This is a genomic window from Kribbella polygonati (assembly GCF_050320105.1).
Classification (GTDB): domain Bacteria; phylum Actinomycetota; class Actinomycetes; order Propionibacteriales; family Kribbellaceae; genus Kribbella.
This window is the reverse complement of sequence record NZ_CP190129.1, coordinates 4,305,732-4,321,058: the sequence shown is the minus strand read 5'-3', so window position 1 is coordinate 4,321,058 and position 15,327 is coordinate 4,305,732. Positions and strand designations below refer to the sequence as shown.

Sequence of the window (15,327 nt, the reverse complement as noted above, 5' to 3'; positions counted from 1 at the left end):
ATATGTCGGATTCATGACATCCGTTACCGACGGTGAGCCCGCGGGTGAGCGACACTGGTCCCGTGGCACACAGCCTGTTGCTGGTCGACGACGAGCCGCGGATCCGGCGGGTACTGCGGCTTGCCCTGGAGGACGAGGGCTACCAGGTCGCGGAGGCCGCGAACGGGTACGACGCCCTGGCCGCGCTGCGCCGGGAGCCGCCGGACGTGGTGCTGCTGGACCTGATGCTGCCGGACCGGGACGGTTTCACGGTCTGCCGGGAGATACGCCGCGCCAGCGACGTACCGGTGATCATGGTGACCGCGCGGACCGACAGCCACGACGTGGTCGCGGGTCTGGAGGCAGGCGCCGACGACTACGTGACGAAACCGCTTGTTGCCAAGGAGTTGTCGGCCCGGATCCGGGCACTGCTCCGGCGGGTCGAGCCGGCCAACGCGCGGCAGGCCGAGCTGCTCGAGGTCGGCGACCTGCGGATCGACGTACCGGGTGCCGAGGTGACCCGGGACGGCGAGGTGCTGCCGCTGACCCGGACCGAGTTCAAGCTGCTCGCCGAGCTGGCAGGTGCCGAGGGCAAGGTGCTCAGCCGCGAGCAGCTGCTGTCGAAGGTCTGGGGCTACGGGTACTTCGGGGACAGCCGGATCGTCGACGTCCACGTCCGCCGGCTGCGGCTGAAGATCGAGCGCGACCCGGCCAGCCCGAAGCACCTCGTCACCGCCCGCGGCCTGGGCTACCGACTGGTGAGCTGACCTTGCTGGGGCGATTCACCCTCCGGGGCCGGGTGATGCTGGCGTACGGCCTGCTCGCCCTCGGGCTGTCGGCCGTCCTCGCGATGGTCACCTGGGGGGTCGTGTCGAACTACCTGACCCAGCAACGCGAGCAGTCGGCGAATCTCACCACGCTCGACAACGCGGCAGCACTGCGTTTCGGGTTGTTCGGCGTACCGAAACCGTGCGATCCCGCCCGTGAACACGCGGAGTGCCCGACGCCCGCACTGCAGCCCGGGGTGTCTCCGATGGACGTCCTGAACAACCTTCCCTCCACGAACGCCGCGGCGACGATGCTCTATCTGGACGAGCATTGGTACGCCATGACCGGCAAGCCGACGGATCTGCCACCGGACATGATTCAGGCCGCGCTCGGCGGTACCGCGTCGCAGCGACGGATCTCGGTCGGTGGGCAGCCGGTGTTCGCGGTCGCCGTACCGCTCGTGACGCGTGGTGACGCCTTCTTCGAGTGGCATCCGCTGTCGACGCTGGAGGACACGCTGCGGACGCTGAAGATCACGCTGATCGCGGCGGCGGTCGCGACCACGCTGATCGGCCTCGCGGTCGGCCGGCTCGCCAGTACGGTCGCGCTCCGCCCGCTGGCCGAGCTCGCCGGGGTCGCGGACGCGATCGCGCGCGGCAAGCTGGACGCCCGCTTGCAGGCCGAGAACGACAAGGACCTGGGCAGCCTGGCGCGGTCGTTCAACCAGACGGCCGCGGACCTGGAACGCCGGGTCGCCGCGGACGCCCGGTTCGCCGGCGACGTCAGCCACGAGCTGCGGACGCCGCTGATGACGATGCTGAACTCGATGCAGCTGATCCAGAACCACCGCGACGAGCTGCCGGCCGCGGTCCGCGAGCCGGTCGAGCTGCTCGGCGACGACCTGGACCGGTTCCGGCGGCTGGTGATCGACCTGCTGGAGATCTCCCGCGACGACGGCGGCGACCGGGGCAGCCGGGAGACCGTCCGGATCGCCGACCTGGTCCGCGCCGCGGCCGACGCGGCCGCCGGGCGTGAGGTCACCGAGGTGGAGCACGAGGCCGAGGGGCTCACGCTGCAGGCGGACAAACGGCGGCTCGAACGGGTGGTCGCGAACCTGGTCGAGAACGCCGAGGACCACGCCGGCGGCTGCAAGGGCGTCGGCGTCCGGACCGGCGGCCTCGGGGTGGTGATCACTGTCGACGACGCGGGTCCCGGGATCGCGGTCGAGGACCGGGCGCGGATCTTCGAGCGGTTCGGCCGCGGGGAGACCTCGGGCCGCGGCCGGGGTGTCGGACTCGGTCTGGCGATCGTGGCGCGGCATGTCCAGTGGCACCACGGCACCATCCGGATCACCGAGCGTCCGGGCGGCGGCGCGCGGTTCGTCATCGAGCTCCCCGCGAAAACCAGCTGACGGCGGTCGGCCGCTCCGGTTACCGTGGGCACATGGCTACTTGCCTCTGTGTCTAGCTGGCGCACTCACTCCCACAGGTGAAGTGCGTCCACTAGCTATCACGGAGAGTAACCATCATGATCACCGTACGCGGTGTTGATCTTCGCGTCGCCGCCCAGCTGCTGCTGGCCGACATCTCGTTCACCGTCGGTGCGGGCGACCGTGTCGGGCTCGTCGGCCGCAACGGCGCCGGCAAGACCACGCTGATGAAGACCCTGGCCGGCGAGGCCCGTCCCGCGGCCGGCGACATCGCCGTCACCGGATCGGTCGGCTACCTGCCGCAGGACCCGCGGGCGGCCGATCCCGCGATCACCGTCACCGACCGGATCCTGTCCGCCCGCGGCCTCGACGAGGCCGTCCGCCGGTTGCGCGCGGCCGAGACGGCCATGGCCGACGGTGGGGCCCAGGAGAAGGCGATGGCGGCGTACGCGCGGGCTGAGGCCGCGTTCCAGGCCGGCGGCGGGTACGCGGCGGAGGCGGAGGCGGCCCGGCTGGCGGCCGGCGTCGGCCTGCCCAACCGGGCGCTGGAGCAACCGATCGGCGAACTGTCCGGCGGGCAGCGCCGGCGCGTCGAGCTGGCCCGGATCCTGTTCGCGCGGCACGACACGCTGCTGCTCGACGAGCCGACCAACCACCTGGACGCGGACTCGGTGCTGTGGCTGCGGCAGTTCCTGCTGTCGTACCCGGGCGGCCTGATCGTCATCAGCCACGACCGGGAGTTGCTCAAGGCAACGGTCAACCGGGTCTTCCACCTGGACCCGCAGCGGCTGACGATCGACCTGCACAACACCGGCTGGACGAAGTACCTCGAACAGCTGCGGCTGGACGAGCGGCGCCGGCAGCGGGAACGTGCGGTCGCCGAGCGGAAGGCCGCCGCGCTGCACACCCAGGCGGCGAAGATGCAGGCGGGCGCGAACACCGCGGTCGCGGCCAAGAACATGGCGCGCCGCGCGGACAAACTGCTCTCCGACCTCGAGCCGGTACGGCGGGCGTCCCGGGTCGCGAAGATCCGCCTCCCGGCCCCCGCGCCGTCCGGCCGGACGCCGCTGTCCGCGGTCGGCCTGCAGAAGTCGTACGGCGCCCTCCAGGTGCTGAACGGCGTCGACCTGGCCGTCGACCGCGGCAGCCGGGTCGTCATCCTCGGGCTGAACGGTGCCGGCAAGACCACGCTGCTCCGGCTCCTCGCGGGGCGGGAACAGCCGGACGCCGGTCGCGTCGTACCGGGACACGGGCTGCGGCTCGGGTACTTCGCCCAGGAGCACGACACGTTGGACCTGGCGGGCACCGTACGGCAGAACCTGGCCGCGGTCGCGCCCGGTCTGACCGACGGCGAGGTGCGGAACGTGCTCGGGTCGTTCCTGTTCAGCGGCGACGACGTCGACAAGCCGGCGGGCGTACTGTCCGGCGGCGAGAAGACGCGGCTGGCGCTGGCCGGGCTGGTGCACTCGAGCGCGAACGTGCTGCTGCTCGACGAGCCGACGAACAACCTCGACCCGGCGTCGCGGGACGAGGTGCTCGGCGCGGTCGGCAGCTACCCGGGCGCGATCGTGATGGTCACCCACGACGAGGGCGCGATCGAGTCGCTGCGCCCGGACCGGGTGCTGATCCTGCCCGACGCCACCGAGGACCTGTGGTCCGACGACTACTTGGACCTGGTGTCGCTGGCGTGAGTCAACCCTGGGGTTGAGGCCCGGGATCCACCCGGGTCTCACCTCCGGGCTGACGTTCCGGAGCGCGAATCCGAGGAGTGTTGTGACCAACAACGAACCCCTCGGAAGGAACTGAAATGTCGGCCTTGATCGGAATCCTGATTGGCGTCCTGGTGCTGGTACGGGTGATCGGCCGGCAGGTGACCGGCTCGCTCGTCACCCCGAGGTCGCTGGCGCTGATGCCGGCCGTCCTGCTCGGCGTCGGCCTCCTCTCGCTCGCCTCGGTGATCCACACCGCGACGCCCGGAGAGCTCGGCTTCCTCGCGCTCGAAAGCGTCGTGCTGATCGCCCTGGGCCTGGCCCGCGGTGCGAGCATCCGGCTGACTCCGACCGACGCGGGACCGTTCCAGAAGGGCACCGCCGCGACGCTCGTGCTCTGGCTGGTCACCATCGCCTTCCGGGTCGGTACGACGTTCGCCGCGGCCGCGCTCTGGCCGCACAACACCTTCGGCCAGGCGTCGATCGCCTTGACCGTCGGCCTCACGATCGGCGCGCAGAGCGCGATGGTCTACCGCCGCGCGCTCGCGATGAACGTCCCGCTCGCCGCCCAGCGGGCATGATGAGAGCATGAGTTGGACGCTGTCGGGCCAGGTACGGGACTCCTCCGTGCCTGGCCTGCTGCTGCGTGCGGTGCCCGGGGTGATCACGATCATCTCGCTGGTGGTCGCGGCCCGCAGCGACGACCGGCGGGCGCCGTATTGGGTGGCCCTGGTGCTCGGCGCTGTCGTTGTCGTGGGCAACCTGTCGCTGTTCCCGCTGAAGTACGGCGAACCGCCCGGCGTGGCCGGGTACGGGATGCTGGCCTTCACGCTGGCCGGGTCCGCGCTCTGGTACGTGCTGCCGTCCAGCGCGATGCTCGTGATCCCGTTCTGGGCCGCCCGCGCCGCGGTCCGGTACTTCCGGGCGAAGCCGTTGGAGTGGGTGATCGTCGGCGCCAGCATCGTCGGGGCGAGTGTGCCGCTGTACCTGACCACGCGCTCGGTGCCGGGTGCGTGCGGTGCGGCGTTCGGGGTGGTCGCGCTGACGCTGGCGGCGATCAACCGGCGGTCGCGGGAGCAGCGGCTGGAGGACCTCGAGGTGTCGCTGGCCCGGAAGCAGGCCGCGATCGAGGAACACGGCCGGGCCGCGGCGCTGGCCGAGCGGGCGCGAATCGCTCGCGACGTGCACGACGTACTGGCGCATTCGCTGGCCGGGTTGTCGTTGAGCCTTCAGGGGGCGCGGCTGATGCTGGTCCGGGACGGGGCCTCGCCGGAGGCGATCGAGCAGGTGACGCGGGCGCAGGGGCTGGCCGCGGAAGGGCTCGCCGAGGCGCGGCGGGCGGTGGCGGCGCTGCGGGAGGACGCGGTTCCCGACGTACGGGCGCTGGCCGATCTCGTCACGGCGTACCGGCTGGAGAGTGGGGCTGCTGCTGATTTCGAGGTGGACGGGGTCGAGCGGGAGTTGCCGGCGGACGTGTTGAGCACGTTGTACCGGACGTTGCAGGAGTCGCTGGTGAACATCCGCAAGCACGCGCCGGGGGCGCCGGTGCGGGTGCGGCTGTCGTACGGCGCGGCGGTCGGACTGACCGTGGACGACGAGCAGGACAAGCGCCCGGAGCGGGCGGCGCCGGGCGGCTATGGTCTGCTCGGGATGCGCGAACGCGCCGACCTGGTCGGCGGATCACTGGAGGCCGGCCCGACACCGACGGGCTGGCGAGTCGAACTGAAGGTGCCTGCGTGACAGTGCGAGTAGTGGTCGCCGACGACCAGACCGTGGTCCGGGACGGGCTGGTGACGTTGCTGAAACTGCTGCCCGGGATCGACGTGATCGCGGCCGCGTCCGACGGGCGGGAGGCGGTCGCGCTGGTCGCGGAGCACGATCCCGACGTACTGCTGGTGGATCTCCGGATGCCGGCGATGGACGGGGTGGAGGCGACCCGGATCGTGCGGACCGAGCACCCACGGACCGAGGTCGTGGTGCTGACGACGTACAGCGACGACGACTCGGTCCTGTCCGCGTTACGCGCCGGCGCCCGCGGCTTCCTCACCAAGGACGCCGACGCCGAGTCGATCGGCCGCGCCCTAGAAGCTGCAGCCGACGGCCAGTCCATCCTCGACGCCGACGTCCAGCGCCGCCTGATCGAAGGCACCACCACAGCACCCAAACCGGTCGCCGACTCCGGCCTCACCCCCCGCGAACTGGAAGTCCTCCGCCTGATCGCCGAGGGCCTGTCCAACACCGAGATCGCCCGCCACCTCGTGGTCAGCGAAGCCACCGTCAAAACCCACATCAACCACCTCTTCGCCAAAGCCAACCTCCGCGACCGAGCCCAAGCCGTCGCCTACGCCTACCGCCTCGGCCTCACCTGACGCACCGCGTCCATCAACAGATCGAGATGCCCGCGGTGCTGCGCGATCTCCTCGAGCATGTGCAGACAGATCCACCGCAGACTCACCCGCTGCCCACCGAACGATCCCTGCACGGCAAGCTCGTCCAGTTCGACGTTTGCAGCCGCGGCGCGACTGGCGGCGCACGCCTCCTCGTACAACTCCCGTAGCTCGGCCACGGAGTCGGCTGCCGCCGAGTGGAACTCCCAGTCCGGATCCTCCCCGAACGGTGCCGACCGCCACGGCTCCGCCGGCGGCGCGTCCAGCAACTTGTGCCGGAACCACAGATCCTCCATGGCAGCCAGATGCTTGACGACGCCGCCGACCGTCAGGTCGGTCGCGGGGAGCGGACGAGCTGTCGCCTCGGCGTCCGTCACCTCGTCGAGGATGTGCAGTACGCCGGCACGGTGGAAGTCGAGGAACTGCTCGAGCGAGCGTCGTTCGGCCGCGGCTACTTCTGGATGACCTGTCACGACGGACAGTGTTGCGTGGGAACCGGTCCGTGCTCTACCGTGAATATATGAAGAGTTCTGCAGATGTGCAGGGTGACGCGTGTAGCGTGCGGCTGGTGGATCCGGAGCGGGTGGCCAGTGTTGATGCGCGGATGCCGGGGGAGCAGGACATCGTCGACACGGCGGATGTGTTCGGTCTGCTCGGGGATCCGCGGCGGTTGAAGCTGCTGGTGGCGTTGCTCGACGGGGAGCTGTGTGTCTGCGATCTCGCCGCGATCACCGGGCTGAGCGAGTCCGCGACCTCGCACGCGCTCCGGCTGCTGCGGGCGCACCGCGTGGTCGCCGTACGCCGGGACGGGCGGAACGCGTTCTACCGGCTCGACGACGCGCACGTGCGGATGCTGCTGGATCTCGCCGTCGCGCACACCGAGCACACCGACGCCATCCACCCGGAGAGGGCGGAAGCATGAGCGCCGGCCACGGGCACGGGCACGCCGTCAACGCGGCCGCCGACCGGAAGCTGCTCAGCGGGGCGCTCGCGCTGATCGTCGGGTTCATGATCGCCGAGGTGATCGTCGGACTCGCGGCCGGTTCGCTGGCCCTCGTCACCGACGCCGCCCACATGCTCACCGACGCGATCGCGATCGCCCTCGCCCTGCTCGCGATCCGCCTCGCCGCGAAACCCCCGCGCGGCGGGTTCACGTACGGCTTCAAGCGCGTCGAGATCCTCTCCGCCCAGGCGAACGGCATCACGCTGCTGCTGCTCGCGGTCTACTTCGTGTACGAGGCGATCAACCGGCTGATCAACCCGCCCGAGGTCCAGGGCGCGCTGGTCCTGATCACCGGCCTCGTCGGCATCGTGGTGAATCTGCTCGCCACCTGGCTGATCAGCAAGGCGAATCGCTCCAGCCTGAACGTCGAGGGCGCGTTCCAGCACATCCTCAACGACCTGTTCGCGTTCATCGCCACCGCGATCGCCGGTCTGGTCGTGCTGCTCACCGGGTTCGCCCGGGCGGACGCGATCGCCGCGTTCGTGGTCGCCGTACTGATGCTGAAGGCCGGCGTCGGACTGGTCCGCGACTCCGGCCGGATCTTCCTGGAGGCCGCGCCGGCCGCGATCGACCCGCAGGCGCTCGGCGCCGAGCTGTGCGCGATCGAGGGCGTCGTCGAGGTCCACGACCTGCACGTCTGGGAGATCACCTCCGGCGAGCCGGCCGCGTCCGCGCACATCCTGGTCGCGGAAGGGCTGGACTGTCACCAGATCCGGATCCGGATCGAGGAGGTGCTTGCCGAGCGCCACCACCTGACGCACTCCACGCTCCAGGTCGACCACGCCTCCGCGGGCCGTACGGAGCACTGCAGCGACTCCCACGGCCCGGTGCACACCACAGGACACCGGGCGCCTACAACCGCTGCGCCAGCACCTGACCCCGCCACTCCTCCGGTCCACTGAACTCGCTGAACGTCTGCGTCCGGGTGAACCCCTGCCGCTCGTAGTACCGGACGAGTGCGCCGTCCCCACCCGCGAAGCAGTCGACCCGTAGCAGCCCCAGCCCAGCCGCACGCGCCAGGTCCCGAGCGTGGTCGAGCAGTACGCCGCCCACGTTCTGCCCGGCGGACGCCCGCTCCGAGACGAGCAGCCGGACGTACAGCTCCGGCTCGTCGACGGGCGGGATGTGCGCGAGCGCCGTACCGACAGCGACCGCGCCGACCGCGCGCCCGTCCGCCTCGCCGACCCACAGCCCGCCGTCGTCCGCGAACCCGGTGATCTGCGCAACCCGCCGTGGGCTGGTCGAATGCATCCGGGTCCCCCACTGATCGGTCCGCCCGCGGGAGACCAGCCACCGGGTCGCCCCGTCGAGGAGCGCCAGAACCGCCGGTACGTCGTCCCGCCCGGCCCGGCGGATCGTCATCTGCACGAATTCCAGAATAGTGTCGAAACGCCGACGGCGGTCTCTACCTATGGGGTGTAGAGAGGAGCTCACGATGAGCAAGCTGGACAAGACGTTCACCGCGCCGCTGCTGAAGAGCGACGCCAAGGGCGGCTGGACCTACGTGCAGATGCCGGGGTCGGCCGAGTACTTCGGGACCCGCGGGCTGGTCAAGGTCCGCGGCACGATGGACGGGCACCCGTTCGAGAGCTCGTTCATGGCGCTCGGCGACGGGACCCACAAGCTGCCGGTGAAGGGTGCGCTGCGGGACCTGCTCGGCAAGCAGCCGGGGGACCCGGTCACGGTGCATCTGGAAGAGCGTCTCGGATGAGAGTGACTTCCATTTGATCTGAGATCACCGTCACAGCGGGTCATGTTCTGAGTAAGGACTGTGTGAAGAATCGGTGCTGACCCGCTGCTCGGGGTGGGGATCCTTCCGGCCGGACCGTAAGTTCGGAGCGGGTGGTCCGACGAAGAGGAGTGAACGAAGTGCTACGGGGCTCACGAGGCATGACGTTGGCATGCCCAACATCGACGGTTCCGGACTTCCCGTGACCGTGCTGAACAAGGTGCTCGGCGTTGCCGGGGCGGTGCTGCTGCTCGGCGGCGCGCTGCTCGGGTTCCGGACGGTCTCCTCGGGCGGGACGAGCTGCGGCTCGGCGTTCCGGCCGGCCGGTGGGATCACGCCGATGTCCTGCGACAACGCGCTGAGCAGCGCGAGCACGCTGACGACGGTGGTCATCGTCGCGGGCGTACTCTGCCTGATCGGTGCGATCGCGGTGAAGGTCCTCAGCGACCGCGGGCAGCAGAAAGTCACCGCCTGATCCGCGCGGTCTGTGACACAGTGCGGCGGTGACGATCGAACCGTTCCGGCTGGACGTGCCGGAGAGCGAGCTGGACGACCTACGCCTCCGGCTGGACCTGGTGCGGTGGCCGTCGGAGCTGCCCGGTGCCGGCTGGTCGCGCGGCGTACCGCTGGACTACCTGCGGGACCTGGTCGCGTACTGGCGGGACGGGTACGACTGGCGTGCGGCTGAAGCCCGCTTGAACACGTGGCCGCAGTACACGACGGTCATCGACGGCGCCACCGTGCACTTCGCGCATCTCCTGTCGGCGTCGCCGGACGCGATCCCGCTGGTGCTGACGCACGGCTGGCCCGGATCGATCGTCGAGTTCACGTACGTCGCTCCGCTGCTGCGCGACTTCCATCTCATCCTCCCGTCCATTCCGGGGTTCACGCTGTCCGGACCGACCCGGGAGGCCGGGTGGGAGTTCCAGCGGGTGGCGCGCGCGTGGACCGTGTTGATGACCCGGCTCGGGTACGGGCGCTACGGCGTACAGGGCGGGGACTGGGGCGCCGCGATCTCGCGGGAGGTCGGGCGGATCGATCCGGAGCGGGTGCTCGGCGTACATCTCAACCTGATCCCGGGTGCGGGCGCGACGTCCGAGCCTTCCGCCGCGGAGCTTGCCGGGCTGTCCGCCGCCGAGCAGGAGCGGACGTGGGCGTCGTGGCGGCGGCAGCAGTCGTTCGCGGCGGAGCAGCAGGGGTACGCCGACCTGCAGTCGACCCGGCCGCAGACGCTCGCGTACGCGCTGACGGACTCGCCGGTCGGGCAGCTGGCGTGGATCGCGGAGAAGTTCGCGGCCTGGTCGGACGGGGAGATCGACCGGGACATCCTGCTCACCAACGTGATGCTGTACTGGCTGACCCGGACGGGCGGGTCGTCCGGCGCGATCTATTACGAGCGCGCGCACGCGGCGTACTGGGGTCAGCCGCCCGAGCCGTCGCGGACGCCGACCGCGCTGCTCGACCTCGCCCACGAGAACTTCGTCCCGTTGCGGCACAAGGCCGAGCAGAGCAACAACATCGTGCGTTGGACGTCGCATCCGAACGGCGGGCACTTCGCGGCGCTGGAGCAGCCGGAGGTGCTGGCCGCGGACATCCGCGCGTTCTTCAGGGCTTGAGGATCAGCTTCCCGGTGGTACGGCGGGCCAGCAGGTCCTCGTGCGAACGGCGGGCCTCTTCCAGCGGGTACTCGGCGCCGACGAGCGGGCGGAGCTGCTTGCGGGCGGTGAGGTCGAGCATCGCGGCCAGCGGGTGCTCGTACATCCCGGGCAGGTTCATCGCGGGCACGAGCCAGAAACCGGCCACCGAAAGGTTGCGCTGGGCAAGCGCGCTCGGGTCGATCGGCGGTCGTCCCTCGCGGCCGGCGTTGCCGTAGTTCACCAGCCGCCCGAAGTCCGCCAGGCAGTCGAGCCCGGCCTGGGTGGCAGCGCCGCCGGTAGGATCCAGGACGATGTCGACACCGCCGTCGGCGGCCTCGCGGACCCGTTCCACGTAGCCGTCCAGGTCGTTGTCCACGGCAACATCCGCGCCGAGTTCCAGCGCCAGCTCGCGTTTGGCCGGCGTGGACGCCGCCGCGATCACCCGGCCGGCGCCGAAGTGCTTGGCGAGCTGGATCGCGAGCGAGCCGACCCCACCCGCGGCCGCGTTCACCAGCACGGAGTCGCCGCAGTCCATCCGGGCGCTCTTCCGCAGTACGTGCCACGCCGTCAGGCCCTGGATGAGCAGCGCGAGCGCCTGCCCGTCGGTGACCTCCTCCGGTACGTCGACCGCGCGGTCCTTCGGCGCGACGGCGTACTCGGCGTACCCGCCGCCCGTCGCGAAGATCGGGGCAAGGATCCGGCGGCCGGTCGTCGTACGGCCGACGATCTCCACGCCCGGCACGAACGGCAGCGTCACACCGCCGCGGTACGAGCCGTCGGTGCGGTGCGTGTCGGCGAAGTTCACGCCGGCGGCGCTGACCTCGACGAGCAGCTGGTCCTTGCCGGCGACCGGCGGATCCAGCTCGGCCGGTACGAGTACTTCGGGGCCGCCGAACTCGGTGACCTGGATCGCGCGCATATGGGGTTCCTGTCCGATCTGCTGGGCGAACTATCGTTACCACATGAGTTTTACCGGTTTCCCCGCGGCCGCGCTGGACTTCTACGACGATCTCGAAATGGACAACACCAAGAGCTTCTGGACGGCGCACAAGCACGTCTACGAGGAGTCGGTGCGGGCCCCGATGGCGGAGCTGATGGCCGAGCTCGAGGAGGAGTTCGGTACGGCGAAGCTCTTCCGCCCGTACCGCGACGTCCGCTTCGCGAAGGACAAGACGCCGTACAAGACCCACCAGGGCGCGTACGTCGCGGTCGCCCCCGCCACCGGCTGGTACGTCCAGGTCTCCGCCCCCGGCGTCCGCGTCGGCGCCGGCTTCTACGAGGCAAGCTCCGACCGCCTCGCCCGCGTCCGCACCGCGATCGCCGAGGACCGCCGCGGCAAACAACTCGAAAAACTCCTCGCCACCCTCACCGCCGCCGGCTGGACCATCGGCGGCGAAAAACTCAAAACCACCCCCCGCGGCTACGACCCCGACCACCCCCGCATCGATCTCCTCCGCCACAAATCCCTCAACGTAGGCAAGAACTACGGCTTCGACCCCTTCATCCACACCCCCGCCCTGACCACCCAAATCCGCACCGACTGGCAAGCCACCAAACCCCTAATAACCTGGCTGACCGACAACACCTGACCGAGTCTGAGCAGGGACACCGGCGGGGAAGGCTAAACTCACCCTTGGTGATGGAGTGCCCACAATTCGTCAGGCAGTTCTCTTGGCCGTCAGGGGGAGCCGGGGTGGCTGAGCTTCGGGGTCGCCGCGCCGGCGACGCAGAAGATGGCGAGACCCAAGCTCGCAGCAGTCAAGACTCCAGTACGGCGAACCGCCCGGAGGCCGTGGACCCCGACGCCGGCACCACAGAACCTGCGACAAGGGACCAACTGACAACAGGCGTGCCGACATCCGACGCTCGTACTCGCGACGCCTCCGCGCCTTCCGCCGACCGCGCCGACGCTCGTACTCGCGACGCCCCCGCGCCTTCCGCCGACTGCGCCGACGCCGAGTCCGCCCAGGTCGGCTCAGCGCACGTCGACTCCGCCCCTGCCCCCTCCGCCCGTTCCGCCCGCCCTGCTCCGGTCGACGCTGACCCCGCTGAGCGGAGCCTCGGCCGCCCGGCTTCAGCCGACGTACCTTCCGCTCCGGCCAGTCAACCCGCGGATACCGCAGCCGACGAGCCCGATCCGTACGTGTCCTACACACCTGAACTCCGGGAACGCATGCACCAGGACGACACCCTGGCGCGTCTGCGCTACCTGAGCGATTCACCCGCCGAGCCGCCGGCTTCAGCAAACGCGTCCGACGGGCCTGCCCCCACCGAAGACCACCCCGACGCCGACCCAACGCCTCCGGCAGTGCCTCCCACGGACGGAGATGAGCCGGCAAGAACCGACGATCGCGCCGACCAGGTGGACGAGCGATCCGCACCGCCCACGTCAACCGTCGGCGACATCTCGGACCAGGTGCCTTCGAAGCTGCGCGAGCAGATGCTCCAGGACTCGGTCTTCACGCGCCTCAGCTGGGCAGACGACGTACAGCCTCTCGAAGCCGCCGCTCCCGGCGACGAAACCGAGGCCGCGGACGACAGACGTCCGGCGAACTCACCCGACGCCGCCCACATCACTGACCTCGTCGCCGCGCACGACAAGACCTGGGACTCCTCGGCGGCAGGCCTCCCGCCCGGTGCCCTCCCCGAGTCCACCAAGAGCCTCAGCGCCGCCGTCATCGACGCGATGGACCCCGACATACGCCGCATCCTCGAATACCAAGGCGCCGCAGAGTACATCGCCGCCAACAAGACCGACCGCCCCTGGCTAGAACCCGCCGCCGAAGCCTCGGAGCCAGTCCAACGCATCTTCACCGCAATCGACCAAGGCAACGGCCACGCCCACATCCGCCACGGCCCGATGGGTGACGATCAGATGTACGCCGACCGAGTCGCCCGCCTTGAAGACCCAGCCCAAACCGACCCCTCCAAACGGGCCCTGAGCATCGACGGCCTGAACGAGAACAAGCAACACTACTGCGCCAAGGAGTCGTCCAGGATCCACGACGTGGAGGCCTTCGTCGCCGTCTTCGCGGGGGCAGTCAAGCATCCGGATGTCCGGCAGGCGCTCGCTTTGCCATGGGCCGAGGATCGTGAGCCACGACCGGTGGCAATCCCGATCGCGGATCTGTTGGGTGAGGATGGTCATGAAGCCTGCTCGGGATACCGGTTGGCCGGGTCCGAGGCGAGGAGGGTTCGCAAGGAGTGGGTGAAGGCCCGTGCTGAAGGGCGGGACCTGACCGACACCCCGGAGCCGGAGGCTGAGCGAATACCTACCTTTGAAGGCGGAATGATCATTGTGCGTTTCGCGGGCAACGCCGCGGCGAAGCGGTACGAGATCATCACACTGTTCCCCAAGCCTCTCGCCGAGTCATGAACCTAGGAGGAGCCGACGATGCCGGACATCGACATGTACTGGCTGACTGACCCGACGGTGCCGTTCGCGACGTTCTTGGGTGTGCTTGACACCTACTACAACCCCGAGATCAGAAACGACCAGTTCGAGAAGCTGGTTCGGCGGGCGCAGCGTGATCGGCCGGACGACGTCGAGATGGCGGCGTTCAAGACGGAGTTCGTGCGGCTGCTGCAGGGTGACCGCGAAGGGTTGCGGCCGGGGGCGATCGATACGGCGGCGGAGTACGACGACTTCGACACCGACGACGAATTCCTCGCCTGGCTGTGGCACGAACTCTATCCGAACGAGCCGCTGCCAACGCCGGAGTGATGAGTCCTTTCGAGGGACAGGACTGAAGGGTGGCCGGCGACCCGGATGGCGAGATGTAAAAGGGCGCTGGATCTGATCGCCAGACATTCCGAGCGACCCCGCGGATCACAACCGCGGGCGACGTTGAATCCCTTCACGGTTCTCGCAGCGGTGGGTGCGTGGGAGCGTGCACTCCAGACCCGGCGCTCATTGGCCAGAATCGTTGGACGGCAACCTGGTGCGGTTGGGGATTGTGACAGGCCCGGTGACAGAACGCTGGGAGTGAAGTTCCCGGCGGCGGGCTGGAGTCGCAGTCAGCTCGATACGCAGGTGTACAGCTTTGGGCCGGCGAGGCCCTTCACCGTCGTTAACGGTCCCTGCCGACTTGAGGGACGACACGGAGCGGCCGGTGAGGGAGCCGGCAGTCTCGTGGCGATCCTGCGCGAGCCCGCGGTTGAGGAGGGCCGTTGCCGGCTCCGCCAGCTCATGGTTCGTCGTGCCGGCGACGAAGGTGTCGCTACGGTTCGTCCACAGGCGTTCAGATCATCGGCTGTGACGCTGGCTCTTCAGGAGTCTGTTGTGGGTACGACGACCGGATCGTTGGTCACGCGCAGGGAGACGAAGCGGCGGCGCATTGCGGATTCGTAGGCTGCCGCGGAGGGCGGGTCGGAGATGTGGTCGGCGGTGACGTGCGTGCCGAACCACACGCGGACGCGGCGGTCGGGCGGGAGGGGGAGTTGGGTCGCGGTCATCGGTCGGTGAGGTTTCGGGCAATGTCTCGGATCATCAGGATCGCGACGACGATCGTGCCGATGATCAGTGCCCACATGCCGGGGATCACCGCTGGCCACCGCATTTCGCTCGTGTCATGGCAAGAACGTACGGAGCGTGATGGCTCTTGTACCATACGAATCCGGGGGACGGAGCAGGCCGTGAATCTCGTCCGAATGGTCGGTAGACCGATCGATCCGCTCTCGACGTGT

Annotated in this window: 18 protein-coding genes; 14 read left to right on the top strand and 4 right to left on the bottom strand. The window is 69.6% G+C overall.

Annotated features, from left to right (window positions below):
* Positions 1-62: 62 nt before the first annotated feature.
* The 6 genes from ACQHIV_RS20485 to ACQHIV_RS20460 all read left to right on the top strand — a co-directional run bounded on the left by ACQHIV_RS20485 (position 63) and on the right by ACQHIV_RS20460 (position 6,254).
* Positions 63-746 carry a response regulator gene (locus ACQHIV_RS20485; protein ID WP_427896309.1) on the top strand — a complete coding sequence of 228 codons (684 nt, stop codon included), beginning with the start codon at positions 63-65 and terminating at the stop codon, positions 744-746.
* 2 nt (positions 747-748) lie between these two features.
* Positions 749-2,158 (top strand): ATP-binding protein, encoded by a 1,410-nt coding sequence (locus ACQHIV_RS20480; protein WP_427896308.1) that lies wholly within the window; start codon positions 749-751, stop codon positions 2,156-2,158.
* 116 nt (positions 2,159-2,274) lie between these two features.
* Entirely contained in the window at positions 2,275-3,867 is a 1,593-nt protein-coding gene (locus ACQHIV_RS20475; protein ID WP_427896307.1) for an ABC-F family ATP-binding cassette domain-containing protein, read from the top strand.
* 116 nt (positions 3,868-3,983) lie between these two features.
* Complete coding sequence (locus tag ACQHIV_RS20470) at positions 3,984-4,466, top strand: hypothetical protein (protein ID WP_427896306.1); 483 nt, start codon at positions 3,984-3,986, stop codon at positions 4,464-4,466.
* A 7-nt stretch (positions 4,467-4,473) separates the two neighbouring features.
* Positions 4,474-5,625 (top strand): sensor histidine kinase, encoded by a 1,152-nt coding sequence (locus tag ACQHIV_RS20465; protein ID WP_427896305.1) that lies wholly within the window; start codon positions 4,474-4,476, stop codon positions 5,623-5,625.
* A complete protein-coding gene (locus ACQHIV_RS20460; protein ID WP_427896304.1) occupies positions 5,622-6,254 on the top strand; it encodes a response regulator in 633 nt (210 codons plus the stop codon). The genes ACQHIV_RS20465 and ACQHIV_RS20460 overlap by 4 nt, the downstream gene beginning before the upstream one ends.
* On the opposite strand, the gene ACQHIV_RS20455 is transcribed toward ACQHIV_RS20460, so the two are convergent.
* The gene (locus ACQHIV_RS20455; protein ID WP_427896303.1) at positions 6,233-6,745 is read right to left on the bottom strand and encodes a DinB family protein; all 513 of its coding nucleotides are present in this window, start codon (positions 6,743-6,745) and stop codon (positions 6,233-6,235) included. The genes ACQHIV_RS20460 and ACQHIV_RS20455 overlap by 22 nt on opposite strands.
* 47 nt (positions 6,746-6,792) lie before the next feature.
* On the opposite strand from ACQHIV_RS20455, the gene ACQHIV_RS20450 reads away from it, so the two are divergent.
* The gene (locus tag ACQHIV_RS20450; RefSeq protein ID WP_427896302.1) at positions 6,793-7,194 is read left to right on the top strand and encodes an ArsR/SmtB family transcription factor; all 402 of its coding nucleotides are present in this window, start codon (positions 6,793-6,795) and stop codon (positions 7,192-7,194) included.
* A complete protein-coding gene (locus tag ACQHIV_RS20445; protein ID WP_427896301.1) occupies positions 7,191-8,177 on the top strand; it encodes a cation diffusion facilitator family transporter in 987 nt (328 codons plus the stop codon). Before ACQHIV_RS20450 ends, ACQHIV_RS20445 begins: the two co-directional genes overlap by 4 nt.
* On the opposite strand, the gene ACQHIV_RS20440 is transcribed toward ACQHIV_RS20445, so the two are convergent.
* A complete protein-coding gene (locus ACQHIV_RS20440) occupies positions 8,128-8,637 on the bottom strand; it encodes a GNAT family N-acetyltransferase (RefSeq protein ID WP_427896532.1) in 510 nt (169 codons plus the stop codon). The genes ACQHIV_RS20445 and ACQHIV_RS20440 overlap by 50 nt on opposite strands.
* Before the next feature lie 73 nt (positions 8,638-8,710).
* Between ACQHIV_RS20440 and ACQHIV_RS20435 the strand changes: the two genes are divergently transcribed.
* From ACQHIV_RS20435 to ACQHIV_RS20425, 3 genes are all read left to right on the top strand, one after another.
* A complete protein-coding gene (locus ACQHIV_RS20435) occupies positions 8,711-8,986 on the top strand; it encodes a DUF1905 domain-containing protein (protein ID WP_427896300.1) in 276 nt (91 codons plus the stop codon).
* Between the two features lie 190 nt (positions 8,987-9,176).
* Positions 9,177-9,479 carry a hypothetical protein gene (locus ACQHIV_RS20430; protein WP_427896299.1) on the top strand — a complete coding sequence of 101 codons (303 nt, stop codon included), beginning with the start codon at positions 9,177-9,179 and terminating at the stop codon, positions 9,477-9,479.
* 28 nt (positions 9,480-9,507) lie between these two features.
* Positions 9,508-10,620, top strand: a complete 1,113-nt coding sequence (locus ACQHIV_RS20425; protein ID WP_427896298.1) for an epoxide hydrolase family protein — start codon at positions 9,508-9,510, stop codon at positions 10,618-10,620.
* On the opposite strand, the gene ACQHIV_RS20420 is transcribed toward ACQHIV_RS20425, so the two are convergent.
* The gene (locus tag ACQHIV_RS20420) at positions 10,610-11,560 is read right to left on the bottom strand and encodes a quinone oxidoreductase family protein (protein ID WP_427896297.1); all 951 of its coding nucleotides are present in this window, start codon (positions 11,558-11,560) and stop codon (positions 10,610-10,612) included. The two genes, ACQHIV_RS20425 and ACQHIV_RS20420, sit on opposite strands and share 11 nt — an antisense overlap.
* A gap of 43 nt (positions 11,561-11,603) precedes the next feature.
* Here ACQHIV_RS20420 and ACQHIV_RS20415 point away from each other — a divergent pair, with 43 nt between their 5' ends.
* From ACQHIV_RS20415 to ACQHIV_RS20405, 3 genes are all read left to right on the top strand, one after another.
* On the top strand, positions 11,604-12,230 hold the full coding sequence (locus tag ACQHIV_RS20415) for a DUF2461 domain-containing protein (RefSeq protein WP_427896296.1): 627 nt from the start codon (positions 11,604-11,606) through the stop codon (positions 12,228-12,230).
* A 554-nt stretch (positions 12,231-12,784) separates the two neighbouring features.
* Positions 12,785-14,017: a hypothetical protein gene (locus tag ACQHIV_RS20410; protein WP_427896295.1), complete on the top strand. Its 1,233-nt coding sequence runs from the start codon at positions 12,785-12,787 to the stop codon at positions 14,015-14,017.
* Between the two features lie 18 nt (positions 14,018-14,035).
* Positions 14,036-14,365, top strand: coding sequence for a hypothetical protein (locus ACQHIV_RS20405; protein WP_427896294.1), 330 nt, complete (start codon positions 14,036-14,038; stop codon positions 14,363-14,365).
* Positions 14,366-14,910: 545 nt separating this feature from the next.
* On the opposite strand, the gene ACQHIV_RS20400 is transcribed toward ACQHIV_RS20405, so the two are convergent.
* Complete coding sequence (locus tag ACQHIV_RS20400) at positions 14,911-15,096, bottom strand: hypothetical protein (RefSeq protein ID WP_427896293.1); 186 nt, start codon at positions 15,094-15,096, stop codon at positions 14,911-14,913.
* Positions 15,097-15,327: the final 231 nt, after the last annotated feature.